The 15,250-nt window shown below is 63.7% G+C and carries 13 protein-coding genes; 7 read left to right on the top strand and 6 right to left on the bottom strand.

What is annotated here, in order from left to right:
• Positions 1-39: 39 nt before the first annotated feature.
• A complete protein-coding gene (locus tag AC1D1N_RS24645) occupies positions 40-930 on the bottom strand; it encodes an ankyrin repeat domain-containing protein (RefSeq protein WP_477351608.1) in 891 nt (296 codons plus the stop codon).
• 156 nt (positions 931-1,086) lie between these two features.
• On the bottom strand, positions 1,087-2,052 hold the full coding sequence (locus AC1D1N_RS24640) for a hypothetical protein (RefSeq protein ID WP_352557526.1): 966 nt from the start codon (positions 2,050-2,052) through the stop codon (positions 1,087-1,089).
• A 166-nt stretch (positions 2,053-2,218) separates the two neighbouring features.
• On the opposite strand from AC1D1N_RS24640, the gene AC1D1N_RS24635 reads away from it, so the two are divergent.
• Complete coding sequence (locus AC1D1N_RS24635; RefSeq protein WP_477351606.1) at positions 2,219-2,803, top strand: nitroreductase family protein; 585 nt, start codon at positions 2,219-2,221, stop codon at positions 2,801-2,803.
• A 70-nt stretch (positions 2,804-2,873) separates the two neighbouring features.
• Here the strand turns inward: AC1D1N_RS24635 and AC1D1N_RS24630 are convergent, their stop codons facing one another.
• Both AC1D1N_RS24630 and AC1D1N_RS24625 read right to left on the bottom strand, forming a co-directional pair.
• On the bottom strand, positions 2,874-3,755 hold the full coding sequence (locus tag AC1D1N_RS24630) for an HpcH/HpaI aldolase/citrate lyase family protein (RefSeq protein ID WP_477351604.1): 882 nt from the start codon (positions 3,753-3,755) through the stop codon (positions 2,874-2,876).
• Positions 3,755-4,267, bottom strand: coding sequence for a MaoC family dehydratase (locus tag AC1D1N_RS24625; protein WP_477351685.1), 513 nt, complete (start codon positions 4,265-4,267; stop codon positions 3,755-3,757). Before AC1D1N_RS24625 ends, AC1D1N_RS24630 begins: the two co-directional genes overlap by 1 nt.
• Before the next feature lie 92 nt (positions 4,268-4,359).
• Between AC1D1N_RS24625 and AC1D1N_RS24620 the strand changes: the two genes are divergently transcribed.
• On the top strand, positions 4,360-5,481 hold the full coding sequence (locus tag AC1D1N_RS24620; protein WP_477351602.1) for a DUF2336 domain-containing protein: 1,122 nt from the start codon (positions 4,360-4,362) through the stop codon (positions 5,479-5,481).
• 4 nt (positions 5,482-5,485) lie between these two features.
• Here the strand turns inward: AC1D1N_RS24620 and AC1D1N_RS24615 are convergent, their stop codons facing one another.
• Both AC1D1N_RS24615 and parE read right to left on the bottom strand, forming a co-directional pair.
• Positions 5,486-7,555: an FUSC family protein gene (locus tag AC1D1N_RS24615; protein WP_477351600.1), complete on the bottom strand. Its 2,070-nt coding sequence runs from the start codon at positions 7,553-7,555 to the stop codon at positions 5,486-5,488.
• A 44-nt stretch (positions 7,556-7,599) separates the two neighbouring features.
• The gene (parE, locus tag AC1D1N_RS24610; protein WP_112564842.1) at positions 7,600-9,654 is read right to left on the bottom strand and encodes a DNA topoisomerase IV subunit B; all 2,055 of its coding nucleotides are present in this window, start codon (positions 9,652-9,654) and stop codon (positions 7,600-7,602) included.
• A 260-nt stretch (positions 9,655-9,914) separates the two neighbouring features.
• Here parE and cpaB point away from each other — a divergent pair, with 260 nt between their 5' ends.
• The 5 genes from cpaB to AC1D1N_RS24585 all read left to right on the top strand — a co-directional run bounded on the left by cpaB (position 9,915) and on the right by AC1D1N_RS24585 (position 15,247).
• The gene (gene cpaB / locus AC1D1N_RS24605; protein WP_477351598.1) at positions 9,915-10,820 is read left to right on the top strand and encodes a Flp pilus assembly protein CpaB; all 906 of its coding nucleotides are present in this window, start codon (positions 9,915-9,917) and stop codon (positions 10,818-10,820) included.
• A gap of 78 nt (positions 10,821-10,898) precedes the next feature.
• Positions 10,899-12,299: a type II and III secretion system protein family protein gene (locus AC1D1N_RS24600; RefSeq protein WP_477351596.1), complete on the top strand. Its 1,401-nt coding sequence runs from the start codon at positions 10,899-10,901 to the stop codon at positions 12,297-12,299.
• A gap of 4 nt (positions 12,300-12,303) precedes the next feature.
• A complete protein-coding gene (locus AC1D1N_RS24595) occupies positions 12,304-12,570 on the top strand; it encodes a hypothetical protein (protein ID WP_477351594.1) in 267 nt (88 codons plus the stop codon).
• Positions 12,571-12,614: 44 nt separating this feature from the next.
• Positions 12,615-13,829 (top strand): CpaE/TadZ family protein, encoded by a 1,215-nt coding sequence (locus AC1D1N_RS24590; RefSeq protein ID WP_352588834.1) that lies wholly within the window; start codon positions 12,615-12,617, stop codon positions 13,827-13,829.
• Complete coding sequence (locus AC1D1N_RS24585) at positions 13,826-15,247, top strand: TadA family conjugal transfer-associated ATPase (protein WP_192258762.1); 1,422 nt, start codon at positions 13,826-13,828, stop codon at positions 15,245-15,247. The genes AC1D1N_RS24590 and AC1D1N_RS24585 overlap by 4 nt, the downstream gene beginning before the upstream one ends.
• Positions 15,248-15,250: the final 3 nt, after the last annotated feature.

Here is a 15,250-nt window from a genome sequence, read left to right as displayed (position 1 = left end):
AACGTTTCGACCAATCTCGGCCCTTTTGCTCAGTAGCTCCTAGGGCAGTGGGAGCGGTTTGTCGCTGAGTGTACGCAAGTAGGCGATCAGGTTGACCCGTTCGGTCTCGTCCGGGACGCCAGGCACCTCCATGTAAACACCCGGCGTGGTGAGCATGGGCTCAAGCAGATATTTGTTCAGGTCCTCGTACGTCCATACACCCTCCAAGGCCAGCAAGGTGTCGGAGTAACGCATATTTGCCATGGATGCCTTGTCGCGGCCGACGACGCCCCATAAGTTCGGTCCCGTTTTGATCCCTCGCTGTGGCTCGGCATTGTGGCAACCGTGGCACACATGCGTGAAGTAGGTTCGGCCTTTCTCGACATCGGCAGCAGCCAACTTCATCGAGATCGGAGCTGGTGTTGGCAAGACGACGCCGTGCGACATGAGATAGTCAGCAACTTCGCGTTGCCCTTTGAATTTTGACAGATGGAGCGGTGTCTTGCCGTCCTTTGTCTTCGCATTCACGTCCGCGCCGGCCTCAACCAGTGATTTCACGCAATCGAGGCAACCGAGATTGACCGCGATGTGGATAGCGTTTTCGCGGCTGCGCTTCGAATTTGGATTTGCGCCCCCGTCCAACAACAGATTGATCAAATCGGTCCTGCGTTTTGCCAAAGCCAGCATAAGGGCAGGACCCAAACGCGGGTCCGGGACGGCGTTGACGTCGGCACCGCGTTCAATGAGCAGTTTTGCCGCTGCAAAATGACCGCCTTTGACCGCAAGATAGAGTGGTGTCGTGCGCCCGTCGCTCTCATCGACGCCGGCACCAGCGTCGAGCGCTGCCGTGATCGCCGCGACATCGCCCTTCATGGCGGCGTCGTGAATGTCGGCGGCATGCGATACAATCGGTGCAAGCAGTAGTGGAATGAAAAGCAAGGACATGCGCATTTGGCATCTCCCAAGGCAAACTGCGGTACGCGTCATGCTTTCAAGGCCGCAAAAACATACCACGAATGCCTGATCGTAGCCATTCCAACCGGTGCCTAGAAACGAATCGCAAGGTCCATCCGTCCGGCTGTGACTTTGGGTTTATGAGTCCACGACTTAGTCGGCGCCTTCCTCGGGATCGATCGCCGAGGCCTCGGTGGCCAGGACCTCGATCTCCTGGTTCTGTCCGGCAACGACGGTAAAATCCTTCTGGTAGATGCGGTCGCGGTTCTTGGCGATGATGGTGTATTGGCCTTCGGCCAGCACCATCGAGGCGAAGGCGCCGACGGCTTCCTTGATCGGATCGCCGGATTCGTTGAGCAGCGACCAGGATGTATCGGCGATGGCTTCGCCGCCGGTCTCGCGCACCAGCTTCATGGTCATTTCGGCCGCACGATGCTCGACCGTGGCTTCGGTCAGCTTGCCGGCCTCGACGCGTATGTCGGAGCGAATGACGGCATTCACCGCGCCATAGGTGGAGACGACATGGTAGACGCCGGCGTTGAGCCGCACGACGCTGTTCGGCTCGACATCGGGGATGATCAAAGCGCGATCGCCATTGGCCTCGGCGGTGCCCTCATAGATGGAAAAGCGCAGCTTTTTCGGTGGAATGCGCACGCCGCCCGACAGCACCGCGTCGAGCTTGAGGCCGCCGGCATCGAGCACCAGGCTTTCTCGCTTGGCGTCCTTGCCGACGGTGATGCGCTTGGTGGCGCCGGCGCGTCCGTAGGAGGCGTGCACCAGATAGCTGCCCGGTTCGAGCTGGAACACCGCGGTGCCGCCATGCGCGGACGCCACCATCGGCAGCTTGCCGTCGCTGGCGGCCTCGGGCTTGAACACGCGCCAGACGATGCCGCGGGTGATATCGGCGCCCTTGTCGGTAAGTTGGGCCGACAGCGTTATGGCGCCACCGCCACTAAGCGCCAGCGACGTCTCGCTCTTGGGCGATGTATAGCTCGAAATATCGGGGAGTTTCAGATTGGAGATGCCGTCGGCATTCTGCGCCATGGCCATTGAAGCCGGCGCCATCAACAGCGCGGCGGCGAGCCAAATCAGGAAAAGGCGCAATGTCCCCTCAAACATGCCTTGCGTTGAAGCCCAAGGCGGTGGCAATTTCAAGGCTTAAGAGTCCGGTCCGCCTTGGCAACAGGCTCTTTCGTCCGGCGCGTCCGCGCCAATGCCCGAGCCGCCCCGATCCGCAATGGCGCGCTTCAGCTCAAAATCGAGTGCTTTAGGAGACCAGGCCCCCATGGCGTCGCCGATCATCGACTTCCTGCTGATCCGAAATTCCGCACCGATCCCTGAATTGAAGGAACCGGCGCCCAGCGATGCCGATATCGCGACCATGATCGCGGCTGCAAGCCGTGTGCCCGATCACGGCCGGCTGGAGCCCTGGCGCTTCATCCTCTATCGCGGCGAAGCGCGCGTCGAGATCGGCAGGAAGCTGGCCGCCCTTGCCGAACAGCGCGAAGGGCCGTTGCCGGAAAACCGCCACAACCAGGAGCTGGCGCGGTTTTCGCGTGCGCCGCTGGTGATCGGCGTGGTGTCGGTTCCGAAGGACAACCCAAAAATCCCGCAATGGGAAATGTTCCTGTCCGGCGGCATGGCGGCGATGAACCTGATGATCGCGGCCAATGCGCTGGGCTACGGCACCAACATGATCAGCAACTGGTATTCCGACGTGGCCGCGGGCAGGGCACTGCTGGGGCTGGCGCCGCAGGAACGCGTCGTCGGCTTCGTCCATATCGGCTCCTACCAGGGCCCGGCGCCGGAACGGCCGCGGCCCGATCCGGCAAAGCTCTACGCCGACTATACGGGGCCGTGGAAGGCTTGAACGCGTGCCGTCGTGAGCCGGCGCATCCGTGCCGACGAGCGGCCGTTGGGCGGCGTTACACTCAACGGAACTAACTAGAAACGCCTGCCGCCTTGGCGCGAGCCAGGAGCCGTTCGGCCAGCCGCAGATGCGGCCGGTCGTACATCTTGCCGTCAATGCCGACCACGCCAGGATTTCCGGCCGCCTCAAAGGCGGAGACGATCGCCTGCGAGCGTTCCACCGCCTCGGCCGATGGCGTGAAGGCGGCGTTGATGATCGGAACTTGCGCCGGATGGATCGCCATCTTGCCGGTAAAGCCGTCGCGCTCGGCCTCGGCGCATTCGGCTTCGAAGGCAGCCATGTCACGAAAGGCGGGGAAGACCGTGTCGATCGCCGCGACTTCGGCCGCGCCGGCGGCGAGGATGGTCATGCAGCGGGCAAGACGGAAGACATCGGTATAGCGGCCGTTGTCGTCGCGCGCGGCACGCGCACCGATCGCAGCCGACAGATCTTCCGCACCCCAGGTGAGGCCGGCAAGCCGGGCGCTTGCCCCCGCATAGCTCGCGGCGGCAAGCACGCCGGCAGCGGTCTCGGTGATGATCGGCAGGATTTCTATGCCGCCGTCCGGCAATCCGTTTTCGGCTTCGTGCACGCGGAGCTTTGCGGAGAGCTGCTGAACATCCTGGCCGCTGTTCGACTTCGGCAGCATGATGCCGTCGGGCTTGACTGCCACCAGCACTGCCAGATCATCGTCGGTCAATCCGGTCGAGAGATCGTTGACTCTGACATAGATGGCGGAGCTTGTCTGCTGCCTGTTGCCGGCAATGAAGCATGCCGCGATCTCGCGCGCCGCCACCTTGTCTTGTGGCGCGACGGAATCCTCGAGGTCGACAATGACCACGTCGGCGCCGGCGCCAAAGCCTTTCTCCAGCTTCTTTTCGGAATCGCCGGGCACAAACAGCAGCGAGCGCATCAGATCGCCTTTTTCATCATCATCGCCTGGCGCGTGCATTTGGCGACAAGCACGTCGCTCTGATTGTAGGCGCGATGCTCGAACTCGACGATGCCGCGGTCCGGCTTCGATTTCGATTCCCTGACCGAGAGCACCGTCGTCTCGACACGGATAGTGTCGCCGTGGAAAACCGGGTGGGGAAACACCGTCTCCTTCATGCCGAGATTGGCGACCGTGGTTCCGACGGTGATGTCATTGACGGAAATGCCGATCATCAGGCCGAGCGTGAACAGTGAATTGACCAGCGGTCTGCCCCATTCGCTTTTGGCGGCGAAGTCGAAGTCGATATGCAGCGGCTGCGGGTTCAGCGTCATCACCGAAAACAGCATGTTGTCGCTCTCGGTGACGGTCTTGCGCAGGGTGTGCTGGAAGACATGGCCGACGACGAACTCCTCAAGGTAAAGCCCGGCCATTATCGTCCTCCTCTGCTGCCTGACGGTTGATAGGCGCTGCCCATGCCACCCGCAAGCCAGTTAATAAACATGGTGAACCGTTCGTAAACCTTTTCTGCCTAGGGTCATTCCTGGGGCCGGAAGCTTTCCGGCAAGGGGCATAAGCAGGCAGTATGGTTGTCTCGCATTTTCTCAAATGGATCTACACGGCGAGGGTTTCGGAGCGTGCCGCGGCGGCGAGCGCGCTCGCCCGCGCCTATATCAATTCCGACCTGCCTTTCGAGGACCGCTGCGCCGCCGAGGCGGCGCTGACGCTGCTGCTCGACGATGCCTCGTCAAAGGTGCGGCTGGCGCTGGCCGAGGCACTGTCGATGAGCCACCACGCCCCGCTGCAGATCATCAGCGCGCTCGCCTCCGACCAGCCGGAAGTGGCCGCCATGGTGCTGGCGCGCTCGCCACTGCTCACCGATGCCGACCTGATCGACCGCGTTGCGGCCGGTCACAAGGCGACGCAAAAACTGATCGCCGACCGGCCGGTCGTCTCGATGGCGGTTGCCGCGGCCATTGCCGAGATCGGCGAACCGGAAGCATGCGCCGCGCTGCTCGCCAATGACGGCGCCGATATAGCATCGCTCAGCTTTCGCCGCATGGCCGAGCGGCATGGCCATATCGCTCATTTGCGCGAGGCAATGGTCACCGACAGCAGGCTGCCTGCCGACTGCCGGCACATGCTGCTGGTCAAGCTCGGCGAAACACTGAAGGGTTCGCCGCTGGTGATCGCGCTGATGGGGGCAGCCAGGGCCGAGCGCGTCACGCGCGATGCCTGCGTCAAGGCTTCGGTGCGGCTGGTCGAAGGCACGCGCACGGAGGAACATGCCGCACTCATCGAACATCTGCGCCTGCGCGGCGACCTGACCGCAAGTTTCATCATACGCACCATTGCCCATGGCAAGGTCGACTTTTTCGGCTCGACCCTGGTCGCGCTCAGCCAGCAGTCGGAGCAACGGGTGCGGGCGCTGCTTGCCGGCGGACAAGACGTTGCGCTGCAGGCGCTGTTTCGCGGCGCCGGTCTTGCCGCCCCCACCCACGCCATCATCCTGCGGGCGCTCAAGATTTGGCGCGAGGTCGCCAATGGCAAGCGAGTCGCCGGCGTGCAGGAAGTCAGCTGGCTGATGCTGAAGGAACTCGGCTGCCAGTCCACGGAGGGCGATCTCGCCGGCCTGGTCAAGTCGATCCATCTCGACGCCCTGCGCGAAAATGCGCGTGGGCATGCGCTGGCGATCGCTGCAGCATAACTGCTTAGTCCCGATCCTTGGCGAAAAAATCCGGGAAATCCTCGATCGCGGCGGCGATGATGCGGAGCGAGGCTGCGATCTGCAGCGTGTCGGCACTGCCGCTGCGCTCGCTGAGGGCGGCTGCGTATTGCCGGGCGACGGCGACCGTCGCCGTCTGCGGATCGCCGGGTGCGCGAAAGAGCAGTTCACGCGCCAGGCCGCGTAGGAAATTGCCGATCGAAAGCGCGGTTTCGGAAGGAGTGGCCGGGCTTTGCTGCGCGGTGCGCAGGCGCAGGATCTCGAGGCCGACGGTGACGGCGGCGACGCTGCCGCCGAGGACGGCATCGCCTTTCCTGCCGGCATTCTGCAAGAGCGGCATCAGCTGGTTGATGCGGTCATAGGCCAGGCTCTCGAAGGCCGAACGCCGCGGCACACGCTCATGCAGGCAAAGCCGGGCCAGGTCCTCTCGCATGGCGCAAACGATGCGGTTGGCCGCGAGCCATGGGTCGGCGGGCAGCACGACGATGAAGACGCCGATCGCCAGCAGGATGCCGACCAGCACTGAAGCCGAGCCGGCGAAGAACGGGCCTGGAGCATAGGTCATCGCCTGATGCGGGCTGAGGAAGGCGAGGAAGTTGATGGCAAAGGCGGTCGCCACGCCGACGGTGCGCGGATTGGCCATGCCCAGCGCCGTCGGAATCAGGATCGGCACGACAAACAGCGTGAACCAGCCGAAGCCGGGCAGGGCAGGCAGCGCGACCTGGCCGACAAGGAAGGCAAAGGGCAAAGCCAGCAGCGTTCCCCTGAAGAAGCCCCATGACACCTGCACCGGGTCAGGCCGGGCGGCGAAAAGACTGGAGACGACGGCCACGAGAATGACGGTGCCGGCCGCATCGGACCATTTCGTCGTCAGCCAGAAGGCGGCGACCGCCAGCGTGGCGAGGGCCGCGCGTATGGCATTGCGAAAAGCGCCGGGGTAGTCGCGGTGCACCACCAGCGCGGGCTGCTGCCTGTTGCCTTGACCAGGACGGGTCACCGGTGCGCGCAGTGCATCGAGACCGCGCAGCACCTGCTTGAAGGCTTCGGCAAAATCGGCTGCGATGGTGAGGCGCGTTATGGTGCCGACCCTGTCGTCGCCTTGATCGGTTGAGGCGTCGGGCATTTGCCGGGCCTTGCCGGCGATCGCGTCAAGCCGCGTCACCCAGGGCGACGTGTCGTCCAGCGCCTCGGACGTGGCTGCAAGTTCGCTGACCAGCGACTGCAGTTCGGAGCGCACCGGGATGAGTGCTGCGTTTTTCGGCGCGGCGTGCGAGTGCAGCGCGCGTGCCGCCGACAGCGCCGACAGAAGCTGGCCGATGGTGCGGCGGACCGGATGGGCGCGGGTGGCGAAGCTCGGTGCTTCGAGCCGGGCATAGGTGCGCATCTCGGCCAGCGTCTGGGCGTCGCTGATCAGCTTGCGATGCAGGCCGGCCAGCGTCGCCGGGTCGCCACCGGAAAAAGCGCCGCCGGCATAGGTGGCAAGGTCGAGGATGCTGCGCTTCAGCCTGGAGATGATGGCGTCGGCCGCCAGCTTGGGCAGGATCAGACGGCTGGTCAGCCCGGCGCAGACAATGCCGAGCACGATCTCGGCGCAGCGCGCGACAGCGAGATCGACGATCACATGCGGCTGGCCGAAAGCCGGCAGCCCGATGATCATCGCGGTATAACCAGCAAGTGCGGCGCCATAGGCTTCCGGGTTGCGCAGCAGCGACGAAACCAGCGTGCACAGGCCGATCCAGACGGACAACGCCGTGACCAGCAGCCAGGGGTTGGTGCCGAAAACGGAGGTGATGCCGATCGCCGCAAGCCCACCGGCCAGCGTGCCGAGCAGCCGGTAAAAGCCTTTCGCCAGCACCATACCGGCGACCGGCTGGGCGACGATGAAGACTGTCATCATCGCCCATTGCGGGTGTTCGAGTTTTAGCGCGTAGGCAAGGAGAAGCGCGATCAGGCCGGCCGAAACGGTGCGCAGCGCGAAAATCCAGTCCGAGCGTGTCGGCTGAGTCAGCCCCGCCAAACTGGCTTCGAAATAGCTCTTCAGCCGCGCCCAGATCACAAGCTGGTCTCCGTATCGGAAGCGCAGGCTAGACCGGCTGACGCTCAGATATCCAGCACTTCCGTCGCGGCGAATTCGGCGCGTTCCTGGATGAAGCGGAAGCGGGCCTCAGGCTTGGTTCCCATCAGCGCGTCGACCGCATCCTTGGTCGCCGCCACGGCATCGATCACATCGACCCTGAGCAGCGTGCGCTTCCTCGGGTCCATGGTGGTTTCCTTGAGCTGCGCGGCCATCATCTCGCCCAGGCCCTTGAAGCGGCCGATCTCGACCTTGGCGCGGCCGGTGAACTCGGTGCGCAAGAGCTCGTCCTTGTGCGCATCGTCGCGGGCGTAGGCCACCTTGCCGCCTTGCCGGATCGAATAGAGCGGCGGCACCGCCAGATAGAGATGGCCGCCATTCACCAGGTTCGGCATTTCCTGGTAGAAGAAGGTGATCAGCAGCGAGGCGATGTGGGCGCCGTCGACGTCGGCGTCGGTCATGATGATGACGCGGTCGTAGCGCAGATCCTCGTCGCGGTATTTTGAGCGCGTGCCGCAGCCGAGCGCCTGGATCAGATCCGAAATCTGCTGGTTGGCGGCCAGCTTGTCGTTGCCGGCGCTGGCGACGTTGAGGATTTTTCCGCGCAGCGGCAGGACGGCCTGGCTGGCGCGGTCGCGCGCCTGCTTGGCCGAGCCGCCGGCCGAGTCGCCTTCGACGATGAACAGCTCGGCGCCGGCTGCGGCATTCTGCGTGCAGTCGGCGAGCTTGCCGGGTAGCCTGAGCTTGCGCACCGCGCTCTTGCGCGACACTTCCTTTTCCTGACGCCGGCGCACCCGCTCGTCGGCGCGCGCGATCACCCATTCCAAGAGCTTGGACGCTTCCTGCGGATTGTCGGCCAGCCAATGGTCGAAGGGATCGCGGATGGCGGTCTCGACAATGCGAATGGCCTCGATCGTTGCCAGCCGATCCTTGGTCTGGCCGACGAATTCCGGCTCGCGGATGAACACCGACAGCATGCCTGCCGCCGAGATCATGACGTCTTCGGAGGTGACGATCGAGGCGCGCTTGTTGCCGACGAGATCGGCATAGGCGCGAAGCCCGCGTGTCAGCACATTGCGGAAGCCGGCTTCGTGCGTGCCGCCTTCGCCGGTCGGGATGGTGTTGCAGTAGGAGTTGATGAAGCCGTCGCCGCCGAACCAGGTCACCGCCCATTCCAGCGAGCCGTGGCCGCCCTGCTTCTCGCTCTTGCCGGCGAAGATTTCCCGCGTCACCTGGAAGTCGTCGCCGAGCGATGCCTTGAGGTAGTCCTTCAGGCCGCCGGGGAAATGGAACTCCGCCTTGGCCGGCGTCTGGTCCTTTTCCTTGATCAGCGACGGATCGCAGCTCCAGCGGATCTCGACACCGCCGAACAGGTAGGCCTTCGAGCGCGTCATGCGATAGAGCCGCGCCGGCTCGAAGGCTGCGCCCTTGCCGAAGATCTGCTCGTCGGGATGGAAGCGGATCTTGGTGCCGCGGCGGTTGTGCACTTCGCCGAGCTGCTCGAGCCCGCTCACCGGAACGCCACGAGAGAATCTTTGGCGGTAGAGCTGGCGGCCTCGCGCCACTTCGACTTCGAGATGGTCCGACAGCGCATTGACGACGGAGACGCCGACGCCGTGCAGGCCGCCCGAGGTCTCATAAACCTTGGAGTCGAATTTGCCGCCCGAATGCAGCGTCGTCATGATGACTTCGAGCGCCGGCTTCTTGAATTTAGGATGCGGATCGACCGGGATGCCGCGGCCATTGTCGGTAACGGTCAGAAACCCGTCGGCCGAAAGCTCGACGTCGATGAAGGTGGCATGGCCGGCGACCGCCTCGTCCATCGAATTGTCGATGACCTCGGCGAACAGATGGTGCATCGCCTTGTCATCGGTGCCGCCAATATACATGCCGGGACGGCGCCGCACCGGCTCCAGCCCTTCCAGCACCTCGATGTCGGCAGCGCTGTAGCCTTCGCTGCCATCCTTGGTCGCAACGGGACGCTTCGCGGCCTGCACCAGCGGATCAGCTGGGCGCGCCGTTGTCCGGGTGGGTTGGGGCTGCTTTTCCAGATTGCCGAAAAGATCGTTGTTGTCGTCCATGCCTGCCATAGAATCCGGTGCCGCGAATCACCCGTCGATACTGCCACGCTTTTCAGCGCCAAGCGACGGAAGTTCCTGTTACGTTCGGGGATTTAACCCCTTCTTATCCTAAAACCTTTCGATAACCAAGCCGGCGGAAATAGGTCCGTGCGGACCGGCCGGGATTCCTGAATCTTTAACCAAGCGGCCTAGTGTGGGCCTCAATAAACAAAAGACCATCAGGGTGTCAGGGGTTAGTTGTGAGGGGCAAGGCCATAACCATGATCGGAATCGCCGCCGTCTTCGGCGCGATCTCGATCTTTGCCGCGGATTTCTGGGTCAAGAGCCAGGCCAGGACCGATGCCGAGGAAAGGACGGCGGCGATCCCGGCGCCCGTGACCCCAAAAGTTGAGTTCAAGACCATTGTGGTGGCCAACGCACCGCTGCGTTACGGCATGGAACTCGACCGCGCACAGCTCACCGAAATCCCATGGTCGGAAGAGTCGGTGCCGCAGGGCGCCTTCACCACCATCAACGCATTGCTTGCCGAAGGCAGCCGTGTTGTGCTGTCGCCGATCGAGATCAACGAGCCGGTGCTGCTCAGCAAGCTGTCGGGGCCGAACGGCCGCGCGACGCTGTCCAACATGATGACGCCCGGCATGCGGGCGGTGACCATCCGCACCGACGAGATCGCCGGGGTCGGCGGCTTCGTGATGCCGGGCGACCGCGTCGACGTGGTGCTGACACGCGATGCCGGCGAAATCCAGGAAGTGGCCAAGAATGCGCAAGGCGCGGCCGGTTCGACCGTTACCTCCGAAATCGTCGTCTCCGACGCCAGGGTGCTGACCGTCGGGCAGGGCGCCGACGAGCGCCAGACCACGCCGCAGATCGCCAATTCCGTAACCATCGAGGTAACAACGGACGGCGCGCAGAAAGTGGCGCTTGCCCGCACCGTCGGCACCTTGTCGCTGTCGCTCCGCTCCTCCGCCGACGGCGGTACCGCAAAGGACGGCGTCACCACCATCTCATCGTTCGGCGGGTCGGTCGCGTCCGGCGTCCAGGCTGCTGCCGGCGCGCTGTTCACGGCCGCGACCAAGGAGCCTGAGAAGCCGAAATTCAAGACGATCATCGTGACGCGCGGCACGCAGGTCGAGGAATACCAGGTTCCTGCGCGGGACCAGCCATAACTGCCGGTGGGGACCGGGCGAGGGACGGGACAGATGTCGGGACTTCATGCATATCGGATGACGAAAGGGCTGCGCCCAATGCGGGCGCTTGCGATGGCGGCTTGCCTCGCCGCGGCCGCAATGCTCGGCCTCAGCGCGCCGGCAAAGGCCGACAACGACATCGTCTACGTGTCGTCGACCAAGAATGCGTCGATCAAGGTGGCCAAGGGCAAGCCGAAGACGATCATGACCAATGCCGCCTTCTACCAGATCGTCATCGGCGATCCGGAGATCGCCAACGTCAATCCGCTGACCGACAAATCCTTCTATGTGCTGGGCAACAATCTCGGCACCACCGGAATCGCGCTGTTCGACGAGAACAAGCAGCTGGTCGGCACCGTTGACATCGAGGTGACGTTGGACACCGACCAACTGGCCAGCACCATCCGCGCCAGCGTGCCGGACGCCAAGATCAAGGTCGGCTCGGCCAATGGCCGCGTCGTGCTGTCGGGCGAGGCGGACGACGCAGTCGCCGCCGAGAAGGCGAGCAAGATCGCCAGCCGCTTCTCCGGCAATGAGGAAGTGATCAATTCGGTCAACATCTCGTCCTCGCAGCAGGTTCAGCTCAACGTCCGCTTCGTCGAGATCAACCGCCAGGCCGGACAGGATCTCGGCGCCAAATACAGCGCCAATTTCGCTTACGGCCTTGGCGGGCGAGACGTCACCATCGAGCCGGGCGCGTTGCCGGCGGCGGGCAATGGAGAGATCATCGGCCGGCTGCTGTCAAACGGCCTGTCGATCGACGTTGCCATCAAGGCACTGGAGGAGCGCGGCCTTGCCAGGCGGTTGGCCGAGCCCAACCTGATCGCCCGTTCGGGGCAGACGGCAAGCTTCCTCGCCGGCGGCGAGTTCCCGATCCCGGTTTCAGAGGACAATGGCAAGATCTCCGTCAGCTACAAGAAATACGGCGTCAGCCTGGATTTCACACCGACCGTGCTGAAGGACGGGCTGGTCAGCCTCGACATCGCGCCGGAAGTGTCTTCGATCGATGCCTCGGCCTCCTACAATATCGGTGAGATTTCGGTGCCGGGCTTTATCGTGCGTCGCGCCAGGACATCGGTCGACCTGAAGAACGGCCAGAGCTTCATGATCGCCGGTCTGCTTCAATCGCAGAACGACATCACCACGTCGCGTCTTCCCGGCCTCGGCAAGCTGCCGGTGCTCGGCCCGCTGTTCTCTTCGAAATCCTATCAGCGGCGCGAGACCGATCTGGTGATCATTGTCACCCCCTATCTGGTCAAGCCGGTCGATCCGTCGAAGAAGTTGCTCGAGCCGACCGACGGCACGCAGCCGGCCAGCAATGTCGACTATTTCCTCAACAACACCGAAGAAGTGAAGGCGTCCGACGCCAACCGCGCAATGGCAATGGCCAGCGGCAGCACGGCACAGCCGGCCCCGGTCACCACGGTCGGGCACTTCCTCGACCTGCCGAAGGATTGAAGCCATGCGCGTCGAAGCATGCATCGCCCTGCTGCTCGCCGGCCTCGCCGGCGGCTGCACCAGCGACGACTATGTCCGTAGCGAGGGGCCGACGACCGGCGCCGGCAACGCGCAGGCTGCCAATACGGCCATGCAGATGGTCGATCCCTGGAAATACGGCGTCCAGAACACCAGGCTGCTGGTGCCGGCGCAGCGCAGTGACGCGGCGGTCAACGCCGCCGATCAGGCGGCTGCCGCCAATGCCGTGCAACCAACAGCGACAACCGATTGATTTGCCTGGCGATTTGGCCGGGAATGACCTGACAGGCTGACAAAATGGCAAGCGGCATCAAGACCAAGAAAATCCTGCTGGTGTCCAGCGACCGGACCTTTGTACAGGATACGCGCACCGCGTTCGCGGCCTCGGAGGTGATCCAGCTTTCGACCGTCGAGAAGAACATTTCCGAACTGCGCGGCGAGGTCCAGGAAGCCGATTTCGGCGCGCTTATCGTCGACATGGATGCTGCAAAGCTGGAAGAGATCGAGTCGCTGCAGCGCATCATGCGCCGGCTCGAAGGCCGGGTTCCGGTCGTCGTCGTCACCCAGGAGTTCAACGCCGCCGCGGTGCGCATCCTGGTGCAGCTGCAGGTCGCCGATTTCCTGGTCAAGCCGATCACCACCGCAGACCTGGTGCGCTCCGCCATCCGCGCGCTGCAAGGGCCGGGACGCGAGGAAAACACCGAGTCGCAGATCTACACCTTCATGCCGGCCGCCGGCGGCGTCGGCACCACGACGCTGGCGTTGCAAACCGCCTTCCAGCTGCATCATTCGGTGACGCGCGGCGCGTCGACCTGCGTGGTCGACCTCAATTTCCAGCAGGGCGCCTGCGCCGAATATCTCGACCTTGAGCCGCGCTTCGACATCACCGAAATCGAGAACCAGCCCGAGCGCCTCGACCGGCAGCTGCTGGATGTGATGCTGTCCAAGCATGCCAGTGGGCTCTGCGTGCTGGCCGCACCCACGCACCCATCGGAAATGCGTTCGTTCAAGACCGATGTCGTAGTGCGCATGCTCGATCTCGTCTCGGCCTATTTCGACAATGTCGTCATCGACATGCCGCGCACCTGGTTCCCGTGGACCGAGACGGTGTTGCTCGGCTCCAACAAGCTCTACATCGTCGCCGAAATGACGGTGCCGTGCCTGCGCCACACACAGCGGCTGATCCAGGCGGTCTACGAGACGGCCGGCAAGGAAGTTAAGCCGAACGTCATCGTCAACCGGTTCGAGCAGAAGATGTTCGACAACGGCATCAAGCAGGCGGATGTGCAGGAAATCCTCGGCGAGCATTTCGTCGGCGGCATCTCTAACAATTACCGCCTGGTGCGCGAAGCGGTCGACCGCGGCGTGCCGCTGCACGAGATCGACCCGAACGCAAATGTCGTCAACGATCTGAAGAAGATCATCCTGCCGGAGGAAGCCGTGGCGACGCCGGAGAAATCACGCTCGCTGTTCGGCATCGGCAGGGGACTCCTGAAGAGGAAAGCGGGATGACCAGTCGCTTCTCGACCCTGCAGAACCGTGACGTCCGCCCGCTGAAGCCGGCCGATGCGGCGCCGGTCGCGCATCATGCGGTGGTCATTCCGACGATCCGCAAGGCCTCGCCGCCGAAGCCAGATACAACACCGGGAAAAAGCGCCAACAAGGTGCTCGACGCCCGCGTGCGCATTCACCGTCTGTTGCTCGAGGAAATCAACCTTGTCGCGCTGGAGCGCCTGCCCAAGGAAGAAATGCGCCGGCAGGTGCAGGAATTCGTGTCGGAAAAGACCCGCCAGGAGCGGATGGCGATCAACACCGTCGAGCTCGAGTCGCTGGTCGACGACATCGTCGACGAGATGGTCGGCCTCGGTCCGCTGGAGCCGCTGCTCAAGGACCCCGACATCAATGACATCCTGATCAACGGCCACCAGAACTGCTTTGTCGAAAAACGCGGCAAGCTGCAGCAGGTACACATCCCGTTCAAGGATGAGGCGCACCTGTTGCGCATCATCAACAAGATCGTCGCCGCCGTCGGCCGCCGGGTCGACGAATCGCAGCCGATGGTCGATGCCCGCATGCTCGACGGCTCGCGCTTCAACGCAGCCATCCGGCCGGTGGGCGTCGACGGGCCGCTGGTGTCGATCCGCAAGTTTTCCAAGAACAAGCTCGGCCTGCACAAACTGGTCGAGTTCGGCGCCATCACCCAGAACATGGCCGAGGTGCTGGCCGCCGCCGTGCATGCCCGCAAGACCACCATCATCTCGGGCGGCACCGGCACCGGCAAGACGACGATGCTCAACGCGCTGTCGGCCTTCATTCCGGAAGACGAGCGGCTGATCACCATCGAGGACGCGGCCGAACTGCAACTGCAGCAGCCGCATGTCGCGCGCATGGAGACGCGCCCGGCCAACATCGAAGGTCATGGCGAACTGAAGCAGCGCGACCTGGTCAAGAACGCGCTGCGCATGCGCCCCGACCGCGTCATCCTCGGCGAGTGCCGCGGCGAGGAGGCCTTCGACATGCTGCAGGCGATGAACACGGGCCATGAAGGTTCGATGGCGACCATCCACGCCAACACGCCGCGCGATGCCATTTCACGCCTGGAGCAGATGCTGGGTATGACCGGCATGCCGATGACGGTGCAGTCGATCCGCAGCCAGATCGCCAGCGCGCTCGACCTTATCGTCCAGCTGACGCGTCTGTCCGACGGCAAGCGCAAGGTGACCAGCGTCGCCGAGGTTACCGGCATGGAAGGCGACGTCATCCAGATGCAGGAGATATTCCGCTTCGTGCGCACTGGCATGGAAGCCGACGGCACCATCCTCGGTCACTACGAGGCGACCGGCATTCGCCCGCGCTTTCTTGAGGATCTGCGCAATATGGGCATCGAATTCCCCGGTAAATATTTCGAACCCGGCCGACCGCAGGAGTAGGCT

Source organism: Mesorhizobium sp. P2_B5, assembly GCF_056404775.1.
The sequence above is the reverse complement of the archived record's forward strand: the minus strand, read 5'-3'. Positions and strand labels throughout refer to the sequence as shown.

Bases quoted from the DNA above. Each gene is read 5' to 3' on its own strand.
- AC1D1N_RS24590 (WP_352588834.1), top strand. From the start codon at position 12,615: ATGGCAAGCGGCATCAAGACCAAGAAAATCCTGCTGGTGTCCAGCGAC.
- AC1D1N_RS24620 (WP_477351602.1), top strand. From the start codon at position 4,360: ATGGTTGTCTCGCATTTTCTCAAATGGATCTACACGGCGAGGGTTTCG.
- AC1D1N_RS24595 (WP_477351594.1), top strand. From the start codon at position 12,304: ATGCGCGTCGAAGCATGCATCGCCCTGCTGCTCGCCGGCCTCGCCGGC.
- parE (WP_112564842.1), bottom strand. From the start codon at position 9,654: ATGGACGACAACAACGATCTTTTCGGCAATCTGGAAAAGCAGCCCCAA.
- AC1D1N_RS24645 (WP_477351608.1), bottom strand. From the start codon at position 930: ATGCGCATGTCCTTGCTTTTCATTCCACTACTGCTTGCACCGATTGTA.
- AC1D1N_RS24635 (WP_477351606.1), top strand. From the start codon at position 2,219: ATGGCGTCGCCGATCATCGACTTCCTGCTGATCCGAAATTCCGCACCG.
- AC1D1N_RS24640 (WP_352557526.1), bottom strand. From the start codon at position 2,052: ATGTTTGAGGGGACATTGCGCCTTTTCCTGATTTGGCTCGCCGCCGCG.
- AC1D1N_RS24630 (WP_477351604.1), bottom strand. From the start codon at position 3,755: ATGCGCTCGCTGCTGTTTGTGCCCGGCGATTCCGAAAAGAAGCTGGAG.
- AC1D1N_RS24600 (WP_477351596.1), top strand. From the start codon at position 10,899: ATGCGGGCGCTTGCGATGGCGGCTTGCCTCGCCGCGGCCGCAATGCTC.
- AC1D1N_RS24585 (WP_192258762.1), top strand. From the start codon at position 13,826: ATGACCAGTCGCTTCTCGACCCTGCAGAACCGTGACGTCCGCCCGCTG.
- cpaB (WP_477351598.1), top strand. From the start codon at position 9,915: ATGATCGGAATCGCCGCCGTCTTCGGCGCGATCTCGATCTTTGCCGCG.